Below are 18,700 nucleotides of genomic sequence, written 5' to 3'. Positions count from 1 at the left end.
ACTTTATTTAACCAGAAGTTCGTAGACAGCGATCGCTTCATCTTTTCCTTTCAACTTCACAGCGGTATCTATCAATCTCAACGAAAATAATTCTGGTTGAGACAAACTCTGAATTACTGATTCTGTGACTAAAGTCCCGCAGCTATATTGTTTTGTCAGCCCTTCAATTCGAGAAGCGATATTAACTGCATCACCGATGACTGTAGAATCAATGCGGCAAGTAAATCCGACTGTACCCATGACTACTTCACCGCGATGCAGTCCAATGCCAATGTTAATTCTGGGTAAATTTTTTTGGATACGTTCTTGATTAAACTGCTCTAGAGACTGGTGCATTAAAATTGCTGCTTTAAGTGCGCCATCTGTGTTTTGATCATCAAACAACGCCATGACTGCATCACCAATATATTTATCAATAAATCCCCCGGCTTGATCAATGACTTGTCCAATACAAGCTAGGTAGTCATTGAGAAAGGTAAATATTTCTCTTGGTGTCATCATTTCCGACATGGAAGTGTAGCCGCGAATATCACAAAATAAAATTGTGATGTGGCGCGTGACTGCCATACCTACCTCAATATTTTCAATTCCTGCGGGTGCGATCGCTAAAATAAATTTATTCGGGACAAATAATTTAAAAGAGTTTAAAGTCTTTTGTAATTTACTAAAAGAACTTTGCAATGCAGCAGACATTTCATTAAACGAAGTTGCTAATGCACCAATTTCATCTGCATTCGTAACTTCCGCCCGGTGTTGCAAATCTCCCGCCGCAATTTGAGCCGCACTAGTTTGCAAGCGACGAATGGGGTTACTCAAGCGTCTAGCTAAAATATAAGTGCATACCAAACTAATCAACAGTCCGATAGCACCGACTATTAATGCTTGGTTTACCGCATTAGCTACAGCACGGTTAACTTGACGCAGAGAAACACCCAAGCGCAAAGTGCCGATTTTTTCACCAGATAGCCGTTGAATAGCCGAAGCTACTTCGATAATGCGATCGCCACGCTTCGCTCTGATATGATTGCCAAAGTAAATATCTGCCAACGCAAAGGTTTCAATCGAGCTAGACTTTTGCGACACTTTCTGAGCTGCATCGCTTACTTTCACTGGCACAATATCAGGAATGTATTGTCCTTGTAAATGTTCAGGAGACGCAGCAATAATTTGATTTTCCAGTCGTGCATCAGTTACCAAAATATATACAAAATCTTGATTTTCCCGCAGCATTACATTGAGGTTGAGGCGCATTTGACTCCAGTTGCGTTCATCGAGATGATTAGCGAAAGAAGAAGTTCCTAACACCCTAGACAAGAACTTGGCTTCATTTAATTTCTGCTCTCGGTAAAGAGTACTTTCAGTTTTTGCCCATACCAACACAACTGCACCTACTAACGCCACATTTAATAGTGTTGTTGCAGTCATGATTCGAGTCCGAATCGAGCGGAAACTAAATAATTTCATGGTGTAGTAGTTAATTCTTCTACAAATGTTACCCAGCGAGATTGGCTGATTTTGGTAGGACATTGAGAACTAAAAGCTAAAGTTACTGGGCCGCCCATCTTGGCAGGAATTAATTCACGGCTTTCACCCCAACGAGTTACTAGTAAAACATCACAATTACGTAAATCTTTAGTAGCTAATTGCACCGGAGCATCATAATAAAACGGTGCTTTACCACGAATTATGACTTTTCCCTGTTGGGGTAATGGTTCTTTTAGGGTAGCGAAAACATCGCGCAGCCTGACTCCATAAAGTTTGACTTTGCCACTAGGCCAAGAAATTCTGTAACCGACAGTTTGCTCTAAGGTAATTTGCGGTAATTTGTCTAAGGTCGCTAAGTTAACTTCACGTTCATTAACACGTAGTTTGACTGGTTCAGTACCAACTACAATATGGCTGACATAAAATGCCCAATTCGTTGAGTCATACTTTTGCTTTAGTTGTGGGTATTGAGTATAGGGAAAGATTAAATAAAGCGGCCCGCCTTGAGCGCGGGCAATTGGTTGATTATTTTTAGCGATCGCCAAAGTAATCGGATATTCTAGTAAATCCTTAAGACTAAGGGTAGTTTGGTAAGAGTCAAAGGAAACAAACGTAACATCCGTAACATGATTAGCTACGGTTAATTGTTGCAACAGCGCTGATACAAGCACACCACGAAAATCAAAAATCTCGTTAGAATGCAAGATGTCTAGGGGATCGGGCGTTTTTACATGATTGGTTGCCAAAGCCTGTAACTGTTGCCAATTTAACTTTAGAGATTTGCCAGTTGCTGTTTCACCTTGAATGACTAAATTCCACTGACTTTGCTGTGCTTTTTTGGCGTTATCTGCCACAATTGTCGCATTGCGAGCGATCGCTTCAGTGCGCCATACTTCCAGTTGTTTATCTGTTGGCTGGTTTATGCAACCTCCCAGACAGATAATTGCGATCGCTAAAGGTGTTAAGGCTAAGTTTTTCCACATTATTAAGTGCTGAGTGCTGAGTAGAAAGTGCTGAGTAATACTGTTTTACTCTGTGTGCCAAAATGTTCCAGCAAAACTTAACTATCCTAAGAATCTGGTAGCCACAAAATCTAAGAGTCACAATAGAAGACGCAGACTGTACATAAACAGTTATGCCTTAAATTAAGGAGATTATTATCTGTGGTATTACAAGTACAAACCAGCATCTACGAACCTAAAACCCAGGAAATTGCTAAACAACTCTTAACCGCTACCCAAGAAAATCGTTCGTTTTTAGCTTCCTTGCGTGACCAAATGCGCTGGGATGATAAATTACTAGCTTGGGCAATGAGTAATCCGGGTTTGCGGGTACAACTTTTCCGTTTTATTGATACTTTGCCAGCGTTACGCAGTAAGCCAGAAATTGCCGCACATTTACAAGAATATTTAGGTGATGAAACAGTCGAATTGCCATCTGCACTGAAGGGGATGTTAAATTTCGCTAACCCTGATTCAATGCCTGGACAAGTGGCTGCAACTACTGTTTCAACTGCGGTAGAAACTTTAGCACATAAATATATTGCTGGCGAAAATATTAAACAAGTCATCAAAACAGTTGAACGACTGCGGAAAGAAAAAATGGCTTTCACTATTGATTTACTTGGTGAAGCTGTAATTACAGAAGTAGAAGCGCAGTCTTATTTAGAACGCTATCAAGAATTAATTGCCCAATTAGTAGAAGCATCGAAGAATTGGAATCATATTCCAGCTATTGATGAAGCAGACGGTGAAAGGCTACCAAAAGTCCAAGTTTCTGTTAAATTAACGGCTTTTTATTCGCAATTTGACCCATTAGATGCTAAAGGTAGTGAAGAAAGAGTTAGCGATCGCATTCGTAACTTATTACGTTATGCCAAAGAGTTAGGTGCAGCTATCCATTTTGATATGGAACAGTATGCGTATAAAGATTTAACTCTGAATATTTTGCAAAAGTTATTGTTAGAAGATGAGTTTCGCCAACGCACAGATATTGGGATTACAATCCAAGCATACTTGCGTGACAGTGAGCAAGATGCCAGAAATGTGATTGCATGGTTGAAACAGCGCGGATATCCTTTGACAATTCGCTTGGTGAAGGGTGCTTATTGGGATCAGGAAACTATCAAAGCTGCCCAGAAGCATTGGCCGCAACCTGTTTTCAATGACAAGGTGGCGACAGATGCGAATTTTGAAGCAATAACTCAGTTGTTGTTAGAAAATCATCAATATGTATATGCTGCCATTGGTAGTCATAATGTGCGATCGCAAGCACGGGCAATTGCCATAGCAGAAAGTTTGCAGGTTCCCCGCCGTTGTTTTGAAATGCAAGTGCTGTATGGGATGGGGGATAAGTTAGCTAAGGCTTTGGTTGATCAGGGTTATCGAGTTAGGGTTTATTGTCCTTACGGGGAATTATTGCCGGGGATGGCGTATTTGATTCGGCGGTTGTTGGAGAATACGGCTAATAGTTCGTTTTTGCGGCAGAATTTGGAGAATAAGCCAGTTGAGGAGTTGTTAGCACCTCCCGATATTGATTTGTCTCGCGCAAAGGCGCAAAGGCAAGGCAGTGCGTTGGGCGGCTCTGCCGACTTGAAGCAACTGCCGCGCAAAGAGGAAGAGGGGAGATTTGAGGGTGCGGCGGATACGGATTTTGCGGAGGAGGAGAGAAGAAGGAAGGCGGCGCAGGCTTTTGAGGGTGTGCGTCGGGAGTTTGGGAAGACTTATTTACCGTTGATTAATGGGGAGTATGTTAAGACTCAGGATGTGATTGATTCTGTTAATCCTTCTAATTACAGTCAGGTGATTGGTAAGGTTGGGCTGATTAGTGTGGAACAAGCGGAACAGGCGATGCAAGCGGCGAAGGCGGCGTTTCCTGGGTGGAAGAGAACACCTGTGAAGCAACGGGCTGATATTTTACGCAAGGCTGCTGATTTGATGGAACAACGTCGGGCGGAGTTGGCGGCTTGGATAGTTTTGGAAGTTGGTAAGCCTGTTAAGGAAGCCGATGCAGAGGTTTCGGAAGCGATAGATTTTTGTCGCTACTATGCTGATGAGATGGAACGGTTGGAGCAAGGTGTTAATTATGACGTGCCTGGAGAAACAAACCATTATATCTACCGAGCTAAAGGAGTGGCGGTGGTGATTTCGCCTTGGAATTTCCCGTTGGCGATCGCCTGTGGAATGACTGTGGCTGCTTTGGTTACGGGTAATTGTACGCTGCTGAAACCTGCGGAAACATCTTCGATTATTACTGCCAAACTCACAGAGATTTTGGTTGAGGCGGGGATTCCCAAGGGTGTTTTTCAATACGTTCCAGGTAAGGGTTCTCAGGTTGGGGCTTACTTAGTCAGTCATCCTGATACTCATGTAATTGCTTTTACTGGTTCTCAAGAAGTGGGCTGTCGCATTTACTCAGAGGCGGCAACTCTAAAGCCTATGCAAAGGCACATGAAACGGGTGATTGCAGAGATGGGCGGCAAGAATGCCATCATTGTAGATGAAAGTGCTGATTTAGACCAAGCAGTTGTCGGGGTTGTGCAGTCAGCATTTGGTTACAGTGGGCAGAAATGCTCGGCTTGTTCACGGGTGGTAGTTGTAGAATCAATCTACGATACTTTTGTTGCTAGGTTGGTTGAGGCGACAAAATCCTTGAATATTGGGGAAGCAGAGTTACCCAGTACCCAAGTAGGGCCAGTGATTGATGCTAACGCCCGCGATCGCATCCGCGAGTATATTGAAAAAGGTAAGGCAGAAGCAAAGTTAGCCCTAGAGTTACCATCGCCAGAACAAGGTTATTTTATCGGCCCAGTTATCTTCAGTGAAGTACCACCAGATGGCATAGTTGCCCAACAAGAAATATTCGGCCCTGTGTTAGCTGTAATTAAAGTGAAGGATTTTGCCCAAGCATTAAAAGTTGCTAACGGCACAAATTACGCTTTAACTGGTGGGTTATATTCCCGTACACCTTCGCATATTCAACAAGCGCAGGAAGAGTTTGAAGTCGGCAACTTGTACATTAACCGCAATATTACAGGTGCGATCGTGGCTCGGCAACCCTTCGGCGGCTTCAAACTTTCTGGTGTCGGTTCCAAAGCAGGCGGCCCTGACTACCTGCTACAGTTCCTCGAACCGCGCACAATTACAGAAAACATTCAACGCCAAGGTTTTGCACCCATTGAAGGCGCAGATTAATCTCGTCAAAACTCTCCGCGCCTCCGCGTCTGGAGCGTGAGCTAATCATAACTGACATAATATAAACGTAAAAATCAGGTGAGCATTACCCACCTGATTTTTTATTACAACATTCAATGTGTAACTTATTCTGAAAACCTCTCCCTGAAGCGGAGAGAAGCTTTAAGTTTTACTCCCCTTCCCTGCGAGGGAAGGGGTTGGGGGTTAGGTTTGAGAGAAGTTTGCACACCACATTACAAATTAAGCAAAAAACCTAACTTTTATTATTCCTCTGCGGTTGGTTTCTTACCTTGCAAACTACGAAATTTAACCAGCACTGGAATATACTGTTGAATCATCCACTGTAACGCCTCAAGAGATGATTCCCCTCTCCCAATGCGGATTTTCGCTTGTAAACCTATTAAAAATAGTTGCATTGCCAACAATACAACAATAATTTTACTGATGATATCTTGACCCTTGGCTTTCATTGGTTTGTACCCCAAAAAGTTGATAGATACAGGTTCTCTTTGGGGTGCTGTCCCTAAGCAAATACCCCAAACTCGCCGAAAATGCTTTAAAATCAGGATTCAATCAATTTGGGGTAGTAGTTTTAACTTGGGGTAGCCCCAAACTTTCTGGTTAACTTGACGATTGCAATGCCAAAAAAAACTTACGGCCCGGCAATTCAAAAGCGAGTCAAGCGTCTGTTAGCAGCTTTGCTTTGTTTCGCAACAGGAGAATTTGAGGACAGTAACTTTAAGATTGAGTACCACTGGAAAGAAGAAGACAGTGTTAACCCAAAGCTAACTACAGCACTTTCGAGGTAAATGAGGTACACATAGTATTGGTGCATCAAGACTTAAAATGAAAGCATACTCAATCGATTTACGAGAAAAAATAGTAAATACTTACGAAAAGGGTGGTACTTCAATAAGAAAGGTTGCTGTGCAATTTGGTGTAGCAAAAAGCTATGTGCAAAAGCTAATCCAACTTCATAGAGTGCAAGGACATCTAGAACCCAAAAAGCAAGGTGGAGCCATGAAGGGTAGGCTAGATGATTTCGCGAGCGAATTAGCCGAAATGGTTCAAATTTACCCAGATGCAACTTTATTGGAATATTGCGAATATTTTGGAGAAAAATACAACGTTTGGGTGTGTGCAAGTGTGATGTGTTGTGCATTACAAAAACAAAAATTAACTCGAAAAAAAAGACTTTGCGTAGCAGCCAAGGAAAAACAGAAAGAGTCCAAAAACTGAGAATAGAGTATTGGGAGAAAGTAAAGCAAGTAGACCCAGAAAACCTTGTATTTATAGATGAAATGGGTGTTTTACTTGGCTTAACTAGGACTCATCAAAGAAGCGAGCGCGGCACTAGAGCGTATAATTTTAAACCATATTACCGGGGAGCAAAAATAAGTGTAATCGGAGGAATTAGCTTAAAGAAAGTTTTAGCGGTGATGACTTTAAACGGCTCAATGGATGGAGATGCATATAAAGTTTTTGTAGAACATTTTTTACTTCCGCAATTATGGGTTGGTGCAGTCGTTGTAATGGATAATCTACCTGCTCATAAAGTCGAAGAGATTCAGCTTTTGATTGAAGGAGTGGGAGCAAGTGTTCTTTATCTATCTCCTTATTCTCCTGAATTCAATCCAATTGAACATTGGTGGTCACAATTAAAAGCTTTTCTGAAACAATTTTCTCCCAAGAGTGCATCTGTCGTTGATGGTTTAATTAAAATTGCGCTGAAACTAGTTGATCCAAAGCATCTAAAAAATTGGTTTACTAATTGCTGCTACTGTACCTCATGAACCTCAAATCTGCTGTATTAAAACAACTTTGGTGACCTTGGAATTGTTGACGCAAAAAGACGAATATCCAGGTCAGTTAACTAAAGCGCAAATTCGAGAAGCGTTAAATTTACTCAAGGATTTTGTCAAAATTCTGGAAGATAACCGTATCCAAACTAAGGGTTCTGATGACTGGCACTTTACATTAAAACTATGTTCAAGGAATAAAGAAAAGAACCTGAAACGTTTTGATGAAATATGGGAAAGCAAACGACCAAAGAAATCTAAAACTCAAGATGAGGATGTTGCTGTTGTACCCCAAACTAAACTTGCAATATTTCAAGCACCACCTTTACCTTCATATTTTGTAGAACGCCCAGAATACAGCGATGATTTAAAAACTCGCCTTCTTACTGGTAATCGCACTTTGGTGATTACTGCCATTCACGGCTTAGGTTCCGTGGGCAAATCAACACTAGCCGCAGCTTTAGCTCATGATGTAGAAATCCAAACGCGGTTTTGTGATGGTATTTTGTGGGCAACATTAGGTCAACAACCTGATGTACTTCCTTTGTTGAGTGGCTGGGTACAGGCGTTAGGAGACTACAGCTTTAAACCTACCAGTATAGAAGCAACTTCTACCTATTTACGGACGCTGCTGTATGACAAAGCTGTGTTGCTGGTGGTTGATGATGCCTGGAATACAAAAGATGCACAAGCGTTTAATGTTGGCGGAGTGCGTTGTCAGGTATTAGTAACAACTCGTGAAGGAGCGATCGCAGATGCTCTAGCAGCAAGTACCTACAGCCTGGATATAATGACACCAGACCAGTCAATGGAGCTGCTGACAAAGAAATTAAGACGCGAGATTATCGGTGCAGAACGTTACTCAGCTGAAAATTTAGCTAAAGGTGTTGGTTATCTCCCTCTAGCATTGGAACTTGCAGCCGCCGAAGTGGCCAGTGGTACAACTTGGGATGAACTATTAGCAGATATTCAGCAAGAAGTAGCCAGGTTAAAAAGTTTTGACAGACCCGAAGCGGAAGAAATCACCGATGAGGCGAGTTTAAAACGCCTGAGTTTAACTGCATCGTTAAATTTAAGTGTCAAGCGAATGCCTCTAGAGAAACAGCAGCATTTTGCTTGGTTAGGGGTGTTGCCGGAGGATGTCACCATTAATAAAATGATGGCGGCGACACTGTGGGAAATGGATGAGCGTGATGCTGCCAAGACGTTGCAATATTTACGGAATAAAGCATTGCTATTAACAGGAGTACCGCTTGCTAATGGTACGCCTACTTATCGGTTACATGACTTATTCCATGATTTAGCCTGTAATTTGTTAACTACACCGCCATTAGATAACCCCTCTCCAAACCTCTCCCCTGCAAGGAGAGAGGCTTTGAATATTCCCTCATTCCCTAGTAGGGAATGGGGGCTAGGGGGGTTAGGTTTCAACCTTGCTAATGCTCACGCTGCTTTCTTAGAGAAATATCGGCAGAAAACCCAAAATAATTTATGGCATACCTTACCCAATGATGGTTACATTCATCAGCATTTAGTTTGGCATTTAGAAAAAGCAGGACAAATAGAAGAGATTCACTCCTTATTGCGGGAGGAGTCGGCAACTGGGAATAATGGCTGGTTTGAAGTGCGGGAGAAATTAGGACAAACTGGGGGTTACATCACAGATATTTCTCGTGCTTGGGAATTAGCCGAAAAGAATTGGACTGAAGCAACTTTGCCACAGGTGGTGGGTTTACAGTGTCGTTATGCTTTGATTACGGCATCTCTTAATAGTTTGGCAGCTAATTTACCAGTAGAGTTGCTGGTGGCGTTGGTTAAGAACAAGCTTTGGACTGCTGAACAAGGACTAGCTTATGCACTACAAAAACCAGACCCAGAGCAGAAAGCGAAAACCCTTGCAGAGTTAGTCAATTATTTACCACCAAATTTACAACAACTATCACTTTCAAAAGCACTCGTTGCCGCTAGGGTGATTCAAGATGAGTATTATCGCGCTGATGCCCTTTCTGCATTAGTAGACAAACTGCCACCGGATTTGCTGCCAGAAGCACTCGCTGCCGCAAGGGCAATTCAGGATGAGTATTATCGCGCCGATGTCCTGAGTGCATTAGCAAGCAAACTGCCAGAAATTTTACCAGAAGCACTCGCTGCCGCTAGGGCAATGCAGTATGAGCAGTATCACGTCCAAACCCTAAGTGCCTTAACAGACATACTTCCAGAAATTTTGCCAGAAAAACTCGCCGCCGCAAAGGCAATTCAGGATGAGTATTATTGCGCCGATACCCTTTCTACATTAGTAGACAAACTGCCAAAAATATTACCAGAAGCACTCACCGCAGCAAAGACTATTCGGGATGAGGCTCATCGCGCAGTTGTACTGAGAAAATTAGCAGATAAACTGCCACCAGAGTTGATACCAGAAGCACTCACCACCGCTAGGGCAATTAAGAATGAGCAGTATCGCGCCGATGCCTTAACTGCATTAGCAGATAAACTGCCACCAGAGTTGATACCAGAAGCACTCACCACCGCTAGGGCAATTAAGAATGAGCAGTATCGCGCCGATGCCTTAACTGCATTAGCAGACAAACTGCCACCAGAGTTGATACCAGAAGCACTTGCCGCTGCTAGGGCAAAGTATGAAATTTATCGCGCTTGTACCCTGAGTAAATTAGCAGATAAACTGCCATCAGAGTTGTTACCAGAAGTACTGGCTGTCGCTAGGGAGATTCAGGATGAGTATTATCGCGCGAATGCTCTAATTGCACTAGCAGAGAAACTGCCAGAGGTATTGCCAGAAGCACTTGCTGCCGCTAGGTCGGTTCAGAATAAGAGAGATTGCACTATTGCCCTAATTGTATTAACAGAGAAACTGCCAGAGATATTGCCAGAAGCACTTGCCGCCGCTAGGGCAATTCCGAATGAATATGTTCGCGCTTATTTCCTGAGTGAATTAGCAGAGAAACTGCCAGAGGTATTGCCAGAAGCACTCACTGCCGCTAGGGAGATTCAGGATGAAAGCGATCGCGCCCATGTCCTTACTGTATTAGCAGACAAACTACCAGATGTGTTGTCAGAAGCACTTGCCGCCGCTAAGGAAATTCAAGATGAGTATTCTCGCGCCAATGCCCTGAGTGCATTAGCAGACAAACTACCAGAGGTGTTGTTAGAAGCACTTGCCACTGCTAGGGAGATTCAAGATGAGTATTCTCGCGCCAATGCCCTGAGTGCCTTAACATCTAGTCTGTCACAAATGCCATCTGCTGAACTTTTCCCTCTTTGGCAAGAGACAATTCATTACTTATCTCTCCGCACTCGCTCTAATTTACTATCAGATGATAAAGCATTGTTTCCAGTTATATTTGCATTAGGTGGTGAAGCAGCAACAGCAGAAGTTGCCCGTGCGATTATAGATGTGGCGCGATGGTGGCGGTGAAGAAATAGGGAATTTCTGCTTGCTCAATTTTATCTGTCATGAAACGCTAAGCCCGATCGCAAAATTAGCTTTCATCACCAACGCTACCTCATCCATAGAGAACCTTAACTTATTTGTGACAAACGACGTAAGGTTTCTTATTAACCCTACCTCATCTATAGAAAACCTTAACTCATTTGTGACGAACGACGTAGGGTTTCTTATTAACCCTACCTCATTCATAGAGAACCTTAACTCATTTGTGACGAACAAGATAATTTTATTGATTGAGACATTGTTATAGGTAGTTGGAAGTTGCGTTTACATTTATCAGATTAAACGATTAATTAATTAAAAAAATACTTAATTTTACTGAAATATAGTGTTGTAAAAAACGCTAATTTTTGTGATTTATCCTGAGCCAGATTATAGCTTCTTTAAGACAAGCTAATATTAGAATCTTTTAGAGGAAAAAATCTATGCCTCGCGCAAAACGTTCATCTCGCATTCTTGCAAAAGCTAAACTCAGAGTTTCTGGGCTGAAAGCTATTGATCCAAATATAGATTTTGGTGATAATAAAAGCTTACAAAATATGCAACAGCAAATAGATCTGTTAACTGCTAAAATAGAAGCTCATAACACGGCTTTAGCTGTGCTTAATGGTTCCAGAACGGAGATTGCACAGCTAGAAAAAAACTTGAGCGCACTATGTGAAATAATGCTGCTAGGAGTTGCAGCATTATTCGGTAATGACAGTAACGAATACGAAATGGCTGGTGGTGTTCGTAAAAGCGATCGCATCCGCAAAAGTACAGCCACTCGTTTAAAATCTGCCTCACAAAACACTGTTAGCAATAGTAAATCTTAAATGGAAGGGAACAGGGAATAGGGAATAGGGAACAGGGAACAGCTATGGCTAAGTGCTGAGTGCTGAGTGCTGAGTAGAAATTCAGTATTATCAGAGTTTTCAGCAATTAATATAGTCCTAACAACTGCTTCGACTGCTATAAAATATGAGGTTGGATTTTGCTGTCGCTTTATCCAACCTACATCTAATATTTAATTACGAATTACGAATTACGAATTAGTAAAAACTATCGCTGACGTTTTCTAATTGCTTCTAAAGTTTGTTGATAGGAAGCTGTATTTCCTTGTGCTTTGTAGAGATTAGCTGCTGTTTCTAAATCAGTGATACCTGCTTGCTTTTCACCTAAATCATAACGAGCAAGACCGCGATTGTGGTAGGCTTGGGCATAGTTAGAGTTATGTTTAATTGCTTGATTGTAATCGGCGATCGCTCCTTCTAAGTCTCCCAAGTTTTTGTAAACGTTGGCACGGTTGTAGTAAGCAAAGGCATAATTCGGGAGAATTTTCAAAGCTTGATTGTAATCAGCTAAGGCTCCTTGCAAATCATTTAAATCATACTTGGCATTGCCGCGATTATTGTAGGCATAAGCATAATTAGGATTAATTCTAATTGCTTGGTTGTAATCTGTAATTGCTCCTTGCTTATTGCCTAAATCAAAGTAAGCATTGCCTCGGTTGTAATAAGCTTCCGAATTCTTAGTATCGTTCTTGAGGGCTAGGGTATAATCTGCAATTGCTTTTTGCTTTTCGCCTAAATAATAAAAGGCATTACCTCGGCCATTGTAAGCAGAAGAATAATTAGGATTAATTTTAACTGCTTGGTTGTAATCAGCGATCGCTGCTTGTAAATCTTTCAAATCAGAGCGAGCATTGCCTCTGTTATAGTAAGCTTCGGCGTTGTTGGGATTAGTTTTGAGAGCTAGGGTGTAATCTGCAATTGCCCCTTGTTTATCACCCAAGTAATAACGAGAATTACCCCTACCGTTGTAAGCAGAAGAATGATTAGGATTGATTCTAACAGCTTGGGAGTAATCAGCGATCGCTCCTTGGAAATCGCCCAAATCATAGCGAGTATTGCCTCGGTTGTTGTAGGCGACAACATAGTTAGGGTTAATCTTAATCGCTTGAGCGTAATCACTCAGCGCTCCTTGCTTGTCTCCCAAATTAGCGCGAGCATTGCCTCTGTTATAGTATGCTTCGGCGTTATTAGGATCAGTCTTAATGGCTTGATTATAATCAGCCAACGCTCCCTGCTTATCGCCTAAAGCGTAACGGGCGTTACCGCGATTGTTATATGCAGAGGAATAATTAGGATTCAGTTTCAACGCTTGGTTATAATCAGCCAGCGCCCCCTGCTTATTATCAAAATCATAAAGAATATTGCCGCGATTATATAAAGCAAAGGCATAGTTAGGATTAATTTTCAGGGCTTCGTTGTAATCTTTCAATGCGCCTTGCTTATCACCCAAGTAATAACGCGCATTACCTCTGTCATTGTAAGCAAAAGAATACTTGGGATTCAGGCGTATTGCTTGGCTGTAAGCTTCAATTGCTCCTTTATAATCACCTTTTTTATACTTATCCCCACCTTGAATGTAAAAGTCATCTGCCTTTGGTATTGTGGGAGTTGGTTGTGTCAAGGCGCTGACTCTGGTACCTCCCTCAGCTTTCGGTAATGTTCGCAAAAAAGTATTAATGGGAATGCCCAAATTAAAGCCAGTTTTGATAATTACGTCAGGATTTTTATCCGAAATTTGATAGTTTTCTGCCGTGTCACCTCTGCCGTGAATGCCAATTAACTCACCTTTGTCATTCAGCACCGGGCCGCCACTCATTCCCGGTAGAGTGTCGTTATTGTAAACTAAAGCGTAACCATCACGCAGAGCTTTAGAAGCGTTAGCAGTGATTCGCCCTTCAATGAAATTGTAAATAGAGATAGAAATCGCAGCGCTTGGCTGAGGAAAACCCGCGACATAAGATGTTGCACCTTCGCTAATGTCGTCAGAGTTGCCTAACTTTGCCACCGGATAAGTTTGTTTGCTGGTAAACTGTCCAACGGCTAAATCTACCCCTGGCAGCTTTTTCACCGTGTCGTACTTTAACTCATAACGGCGATCGTCGGGAGTAACAACTGCATATTTATCTGGGTTGTCAATAACATGTTTAGCAGTTAACACCGTGTAGGTGTCACCCTCACGGCGAATAATTACCCCAGAACCAGAACCATTTTTATTTTCAATCAACACTGTCATCGCTTTGGCAATTTTGTTGACTTCCGTTGAAGAAAGCGCCATCGCCATTTGTGGCTGTACAAGGGTAATTGAGACTCCAATGAGTGCAGGTGTTAATAAATAGTTAATTTTCATAAACGATTTTGCTACAGGTGGAGTAGGTAATTGGTTAAAAGTATATTGATAAATTTTTTATACCACCCGAATGATGCGGGAATGGGCGATTGTTGAATTCTTCTAATAGAGTTTAATGTTTTTTAATTAGCGATCGCCTTTTATACGTGAAACTTTGACTTCATAACATGAAAGTTGAGCCTTTGAGGTTGAAATGAGAGTGCGAGCGCTCCATGTTTTAATTTATTCTAGGGATAAATGAGCGATCTTACTGAACAATTAACGATTACAACACCTCTAGCGTTCTTCTCTGCGCCTCTGCGCGAAAAACAATATCTATGTAACATTGCTTTACACAAGCAGTGTGTTTAAGGAAAGCTAGAAATTCCACCAGATGTAGCTGTAACGACATATCATAAGTAGTTATAAAGTTACGCTTGATATTAATATAAGGTAAATTAAATATGTCCTATCAAGTCAGCATTGTGATTGAAAAAGATGAATATGGATATTATGCTTATTGCCCTGAACTTCTTGGTTGCCAATCTCAAGGTGATTCACTAGAAAAAGTACAAGAAAACATCAAAGAAGCAGTGGAACTATACATAGAAACATTGTCTAATGCAGAAAAACAAGCACTGCAAAACAAAGAAGTATTAACCATGACTTTGGAGGTTAAAGTTGCCTAAACAGCCTCGGCTTACTGCAACAGAAGCTGAAAAACTTTTACTAGAAGCAGGCTTTGTTCAAATTAGAATTAAAGGAAGTCACAGAATTTATCTTCGAGAAGAAGTAAGGGTTATAATTCCCTTTCATGCAGGAAAAATATTGCATCCTACAGATAGTTAAACAAGTTTTACAAGCTATTGGTACTTTTGACGATAAAACCACTCTAGATGAAACTATCGAGAATGAAGATTAAATACCCAAATAAAATAATCTCACGCCTAAACACCAAAACCCAAAGAAAATCTCTGTGCTTCTGTGCCTCTGCGTGAGAATTAAAAATAACTTAGTAAAACCAACCTACCGCAACCATCTTGCCGCATCTTTGGCATGATAAGTTAAAATCAAGTCTGCACCGGCACGTTTAAAGCCAGTTAAAGTTTCCATTACTACACGCTCTTCATCAATCCAACCATTCAAAGCCGCAGCTTTAATCATGGAATACTCACCGGAAACGTTGTAAGCTGCAACAGGTAAGTTACTTGCTTCTTTCACCCGCCAGATAATATCCATGTAAGCCAATGCTGGCTTAACCATGAGCATATCCGCACCTTCGGCAATATCTAATTCAATTTCCTTAATCGCTTCACGACTATTGCCAGGATCCATTTGGTAAGTTCTTCTATCACCAAATTGGGGTGTTGAATCGGCTGCATCCCGGAATGGGCCATAGTAAGCCGAAGCATACTTAGCAGCATACGACAAAATTGGCGTATCCTGGAATCCTGCTTCATCTAATCCAGCCCGAATTGCCTGGACAAAGCCATCCATCATCCCGGAAGGCGCGATGATATCTGCACCAGCTTTGGCTTGAGAAACCGCTGTTTTCTTCAGCAATTCTAAGGTGGGGTCGTTGAGTACCCTGCCTGTTAAATCACCAACTTGCAAATAACCGCAGTGACCATGACTGGTGTATTCACACAAGCAAGTGTCAGCGATGACAATCAAATCTGGTACTGCTTGTTTGACAGCAGTTGCAGCTTTTTGGACAATCCCACAATCATGCCAAGCACCAGTAGCGTCAGTATCTTTATCTTCAGGAATCCCAAATAAAATAATTGCGGGAATTCCTAAGTCGTAAACTTCTTTGGCTTCTTCAACAATTTTGTCTAGCGACAGTTGGTAAACTCCAGGCATGGATTTAACTTCGTTAGCAATTCCTGCACCAGGTACGGCAAACAGTGGGTAAATTAAATCGTTGGTTGTCAGGACGGTTTCACGCACCATCCGGCGCAGTTGAGGGTGGCTACGCAAACGACGGGGACGTTGTATGGGAAACATAATCTTTTGTCAAGGAATCGATGTAATGGACACAACTCAAAGCGGCACAAAAGCCAAGAAAAACTCTACCGCTGTCAGACAGACTACAAACAGTGCTTAACTGTCCTTTGCCCTACTCCTGATGAAGCTGTGGGGCAATTTTGTATTTTACAACTAGGTTGTTACTTCATCTAGCTAACAGACAGTTTGGAAAAAAAGATATTAATTTTTAATTTTTACGCAGAGGCGCAGAGAATTTTCAAAGATTTTGATGTTGAGAATGTTCAATTTTCTATTAGAAATTGCCATAATTGTGCTATAAGACACGAAAGATGAAGGGATAGCGGAAGGGTTGATCTGGATTGAGGAGTACGCTGGCGATCGCCCAAATTGTTAATCCCCAATGCAGCAAATAGCCAATACCAACAAGGGGAAATAACAAACCAAAAGTTATCCAAATCAATGCTGTAATAATAATTCCATAAATCCACACATTAAAGTGAAAATTAATGGATTCTTTGGCATTTTCAATCACTACCGGATCATTAGCAATAAACAGCATGGCAATTGGTATACCAACCGACACAAAAGCCGTACTAAAAAAAATCGCTCCATGACACAACGCGGATAACAGCTTTCGCTTGTCTGGGTCGTACATGCTTTTCTCCTTTGAGAGGTTAGGGATGAGGAACTAGGGGCTAGGGATTGGGGACTAGGGGCTAGAAAGTGAGAGATAAAAACCAATGACAAAGGACAAATGACCATTGACCATTGACCATTGACTCAGCACTATGTTGACCCTATCACGAGCCTCGTTGTTTTAAGATTAAAAGACTTACTAAAGTAGAGAAAAATTAAGTTAAGTAAAGTAACAAGGTAAGCTATACATTTAGGTCAATTATGTCAACTGAACTTCAGTCAGAACTTCATCAAGCAGTAGAACAGCGACGCAACTTTGCCATTATTTCGCACCCTGACGCGGGTAAAACGACACTTACAGAAAAACTACTGCTGTACGGAGGTGCAATTCACGAAGCTGGTGCGGTGAAAGCGCGACGGGCGCAGCGCAAAGCCACTTCAGACTGGATGGCGATGGAACAACAACGGGGGATTTCTATTACCTCAACTGTTTTACAGTTTGAGTACCAAAATTGTCAGATTAATTTATTAGACACCCCCGGACACCAAGATTTTAGCGAAGACACTTACCGTACTCTCGCCGCCGCCGATAATGCGGTGATGTTAATTGATGCGGCTAAAGGTTTGGAACCGCAAACCCGTAAGTTATTTGAAGTATGTAAATTACGGGGTTTGCCGATTTTCACCTTTGTAAATAAACTCGACCGTCCGGGTAGAGAACCTTTAGAACTGTTAGATGAAATTGAACAGGAACTAGGGTTGCAGACTTACGCCGTGAATTGGCCGATTGGGATGGGCGATCGCTTTAAGGGTGTATTTGATCGTCAGCACCAACAAATTCACTTGTTTGAACGTAGCGCCCACGGTAGCAAGGAAGCCCGTAATACAGTTGTTGACTTGGGTGATGCCAAAATTGAACAACTCCTCGAAGAAGACTTGTACTACCAACTCAAAAATGATCTGGAACTTTTAGAGGGGGTCGGCCCGGAACTAGATTTGGAATTAGTACATCAAGGCAAAATGACCCCAGTGTTCTTTGGTAGCGCCATGACTAACTTTGGCGTAGAGTTATTCCTCAAGTCTTTCCTAGACTATGCCTTAAAACCAGGTGTTCACAACAGCAGCGTTGGTGAAGTTCCCCCCACCTATCCGGAATTTTCCGGTTTTGTGTTCAAACTGCAAGCAAATATGGATCCAAAACACCGCGATCGCATCGCATTTGTCCGGGTCTGCACTGGCAGATTTGAAAAAGATATGACAGTCAATCACGCCCGCACAGGCAAAGTTGTACGGTTATCACGTCCACAAAAACTTTTTGCCCAAGAACGGGAATCGATTGATGTCGCATATCCAGGCGATGTCATTGGTTTAAACAATCCCGGCGTGTTTGCGATCGGCGATACCATTTACACAGGGCAGAAGCTGGAATATGAGGGGATTCCGTATTTTTCACCAGAACTGTTTGCCACATTAAGAAACCCCAACCCCTCAAAGTTTAAGCAATTTCAAAAAGGCATTTCGGAATTGCGCGAAGAAGGTGCTGTGCAAATTATGTACTCAACTGATGAAGCCAAACGCGAACCAATTTTGGCAGCGGTGGGTCAGTTGCAATTTGAAGTGGTGCAGTTTCGTTTGCAAAACGAGTATGGTGTAGAAACCATTTTAGATTTATTACCCTACAGCGTCGCCCGTTGGGTAGAAGGTGGATGGGAAGCTTTGAACAAGGTGGGACGTTTATTTAACACCACTACAGTCAAAGACAGTATGGATCGGCCAGTATTGCTATTCCGCAATGAATGGAATTGCCATCAATTACTAGAAGACCATCCTAATTTAAAATTAAGCGCGATCGCCCCGGTATTTTATGGTCAATCACCAGTGGAATCATAATTCATTTGGTAGGCCAATCGGGTATAGTTGATGTCCACGGCATCGCGGGGTCGCGTTGTTGTATAACCGTGGATCAGTTA

At 42.0% G+C, this 18,700-nt stretch carries 15 protein-coding genes; 9 read left to right on the top strand and 6 right to left on the bottom strand.

Annotated elements, in window-relative coordinates:
* Nucleotides 1–3: 3 nt before the first annotated feature.
* Nucleotides 4–1,464 (bottom strand): adenylate/guanylate cyclase domain-containing protein, encoded by a 1,461-nt coding sequence (locus ACMX3D_RS24720; protein ID WP_482748440.1) that lies wholly within the window; start codon nucleotides 1,462–1,464, stop codon nucleotides 4–6.
* Nucleotides 1,461–2,468 (bottom strand): putative pterin-binding protein, encoded by a 1,008-nt coding sequence (locus tag ACMX3D_RS24715; protein ID WP_482748439.1) that lies wholly within the window; start codon nucleotides 2,466–2,468, stop codon nucleotides 1,461–1,463. Before ACMX3D_RS24715 ends, ACMX3D_RS24720 begins: the two co-directional genes overlap by 4 nt.
* A gap of 180 nt (nucleotides 2,469–2,648) precedes the next feature.
* Here ACMX3D_RS24715 and pruA point away from each other — a divergent pair, with 180 nt between their 5' ends.
* Entirely contained in the window at nucleotides 2,649–5,678 is a 3,030-nt protein-coding gene (gene pruA, locus ACMX3D_RS24710; protein WP_482748438.1) for an L-glutamate gamma-semialdehyde dehydrogenase, read from the top strand.
* A gap of 263 nt (nucleotides 5,679–5,941) precedes the next feature.
* Here the strand turns inward: pruA and ACMX3D_RS24705 are convergent, their stop codons facing one another.
* Nucleotides 5,942–6,148 (bottom strand): hypothetical protein, encoded by a 207-nt coding sequence (locus ACMX3D_RS24705; protein WP_482748437.1) that lies wholly within the window; start codon nucleotides 6,146–6,148, stop codon nucleotides 5,942–5,944.
* 168 nt (nucleotides 6,149–6,316) lie between these two features.
* Between ACMX3D_RS24705 and ACMX3D_RS24700 the strand changes: the two genes are divergently transcribed.
* From ACMX3D_RS24700 to ACMX3D_RS24680, 5 genes are all read left to right on the top strand, one after another.
* Nucleotides 6,317–6,487: a hypothetical protein gene (locus tag ACMX3D_RS24700; RefSeq protein WP_482748436.1), complete on the top strand. Its 171-nt coding sequence runs from the start codon at nucleotides 6,317–6,319 to the stop codon at nucleotides 6,485–6,487.
* Between the two features lie 37 nt (nucleotides 6,488–6,524).
* The gene (locus tag ACMX3D_RS24695; protein WP_482747409.1) at nucleotides 6,525–6,917 is read left to right on the top strand and encodes a helix-turn-helix domain-containing protein; all 393 of its coding nucleotides are present in this window, start codon (nucleotides 6,525–6,527) and stop codon (nucleotides 6,915–6,917) included.
* On the top strand, nucleotides 6,875–7,471 hold the full coding sequence (locus ACMX3D_RS24690; RefSeq protein ID WP_482747408.1) for a transposase: 597 nt from the start codon (nucleotides 6,875–6,877) through the stop codon (nucleotides 7,469–7,471). Before ACMX3D_RS24695 ends, ACMX3D_RS24690 begins: the two co-directional genes overlap by 43 nt.
* Nucleotides 7,437–10,913, top strand: coding sequence for an NB-ARC domain-containing protein (locus ACMX3D_RS24685; RefSeq protein ID WP_482752421.1), 3,477 nt, complete (start codon nucleotides 7,437–7,439; stop codon nucleotides 10,911–10,913). Before ACMX3D_RS24690 ends, ACMX3D_RS24685 begins: the two co-directional genes overlap by 35 nt.
* Before the next feature lie 458 nt (nucleotides 10,914–11,371).
* Nucleotides 11,372–11,761 (top strand): hypothetical protein, encoded by a 390-nt coding sequence (locus ACMX3D_RS24680; RefSeq protein WP_482748435.1) that lies wholly within the window; start codon nucleotides 11,372–11,374, stop codon nucleotides 11,759–11,761.
* A gap of 226 nt (nucleotides 11,762–11,987) precedes the next feature.
* Here the strand turns inward: ACMX3D_RS24680 and ACMX3D_RS24675 are convergent, their stop codons facing one another.
* Nucleotides 11,988–14,126 carry a tetratricopeptide repeat protein gene (locus tag ACMX3D_RS24675; RefSeq protein WP_482748434.1) on the bottom strand — a complete coding sequence of 713 codons (2,139 nt, stop codon included), beginning with the start codon at nucleotides 14,124–14,126 and terminating at the stop codon, nucleotides 11,988–11,990.
* 443 nt (nucleotides 14,127–14,569) lie between these two features.
* Here ACMX3D_RS24675 and ACMX3D_RS24670 point away from each other — a divergent pair, with 443 nt between their 5' ends.
* Nucleotides 14,570–14,794, top strand: a complete 225-nt coding sequence (locus ACMX3D_RS24670) for a type II toxin-antitoxin system HicB family antitoxin (protein ID WP_482748433.1) — start codon at nucleotides 14,570–14,572, stop codon at nucleotides 14,792–14,794.
* Complete coding sequence (locus tag ACMX3D_RS24665) at nucleotides 14,787–14,954, top strand: type II toxin-antitoxin system HicA family toxin (RefSeq protein ID WP_482748432.1); 168 nt, start codon at nucleotides 14,787–14,789, stop codon at nucleotides 14,952–14,954. Before ACMX3D_RS24670 ends, ACMX3D_RS24665 begins: the two co-directional genes overlap by 8 nt.
* A 177-nt stretch (nucleotides 14,955–15,131) precedes the next feature.
* Here the strand turns inward: ACMX3D_RS24665 and hemB are convergent, their stop codons facing one another.
* A complete protein-coding gene (gene hemB / locus ACMX3D_RS24660) occupies nucleotides 15,132–16,112 on the bottom strand; it encodes a porphobilinogen synthase (RefSeq protein ID WP_482748431.1) in 981 nt (326 codons plus the stop codon).
* A gap of 295 nt (nucleotides 16,113–16,407) precedes the next feature.
* Complete coding sequence (locus ACMX3D_RS24655; protein ID WP_482748430.1) at nucleotides 16,408–16,749, bottom strand: DUF4870 domain-containing protein; 342 nt, start codon at nucleotides 16,747–16,749, stop codon at nucleotides 16,408–16,410.
* Between the two features lie 242 nt (nucleotides 16,750–16,991).
* On the opposite strand from ACMX3D_RS24655, the gene prfC reads away from it, so the two are divergent.
* Nucleotides 16,992–18,620: a peptide chain release factor 3 gene (gene prfC / locus ACMX3D_RS24650; protein ID WP_482748429.1), complete on the top strand. Its 1,629-nt coding sequence runs from the start codon at nucleotides 16,992–16,994 to the stop codon at nucleotides 18,618–18,620.
* Nucleotides 18,621–18,700 lie beyond the last annotated feature (80 nt).

The sequence above is a fragment of the Anabaena sp. TISTR 8404 genome (genome assembly GCF_056847745.1).
This window is presented reverse-complemented; position numbering and strand designations above follow the sequence as displayed.

Bases quoted from the DNA above. Each gene is read 5' to 3' on its own strand.
- ACMX3D_RS24720 (WP_482748440.1), bottom strand. From the start codon at position 1,464: ATGAAATTATTTAGTTTCCGCTCGATTCGGACTCGAATCATGACTGCA.
- ACMX3D_RS24715 (WP_482748439.1), bottom strand. From the start codon at position 2,468: ATGTGGAAAAACTTAGCCTTAACACCTTTAGCGATCGCAATTATCTGT.
- ACMX3D_RS24705 (WP_482748437.1), bottom strand. From the start codon at position 6,148: ATGAAAGCCAAGGGTCAAGATATCATCAGTAAAATTATTGTTGTATTG.
- ACMX3D_RS24700 (WP_482748436.1), top strand. From the start codon at position 6,317: ATGCCAAAAAAAACTTACGGCCCGGCAATTCAAAAGCGAGTCAAGCGT.
- ACMX3D_RS24695 (WP_482747409.1), top strand. From the start codon at position 6,525: ATGAAAGCATACTCAATCGATTTACGAGAAAAAATAGTAAATACTTAC.
- ACMX3D_RS24680 (WP_482748435.1), top strand. From the start codon at position 11,372: ATGCCTCGCGCAAAACGTTCATCTCGCATTCTTGCAAAAGCTAAACTC.
- ACMX3D_RS24675 (WP_482748434.1), bottom strand. From the start codon at position 14,126: ATGAAAATTAACTATTTATTAACACCTGCACTCATTGGAGTCTCAATT.
- ACMX3D_RS24670 (WP_482748433.1), top strand. From the start codon at position 14,570: ATGTCCTATCAAGTCAGCATTGTGATTGAAAAAGATGAATATGGATAT.
- hemB (WP_482748431.1), bottom strand. From the start codon at position 16,112: ATGTTTCCCATACAACGTCCCCGTCGTTTGCGTAGCCACCCTCAACTG.
- ACMX3D_RS24655 (WP_482748430.1), bottom strand. From the start codon at position 16,749: ATGTACGACCCAGACAAGCGAAAGCTGTTATCCGCGTTGTGTCATGGA.
- prfC (WP_482748429.1), top strand. From the start codon at position 16,992: ATGTCAACTGAACTTCAGTCAGAACTTCATCAAGCAGTAGAACAGCGA.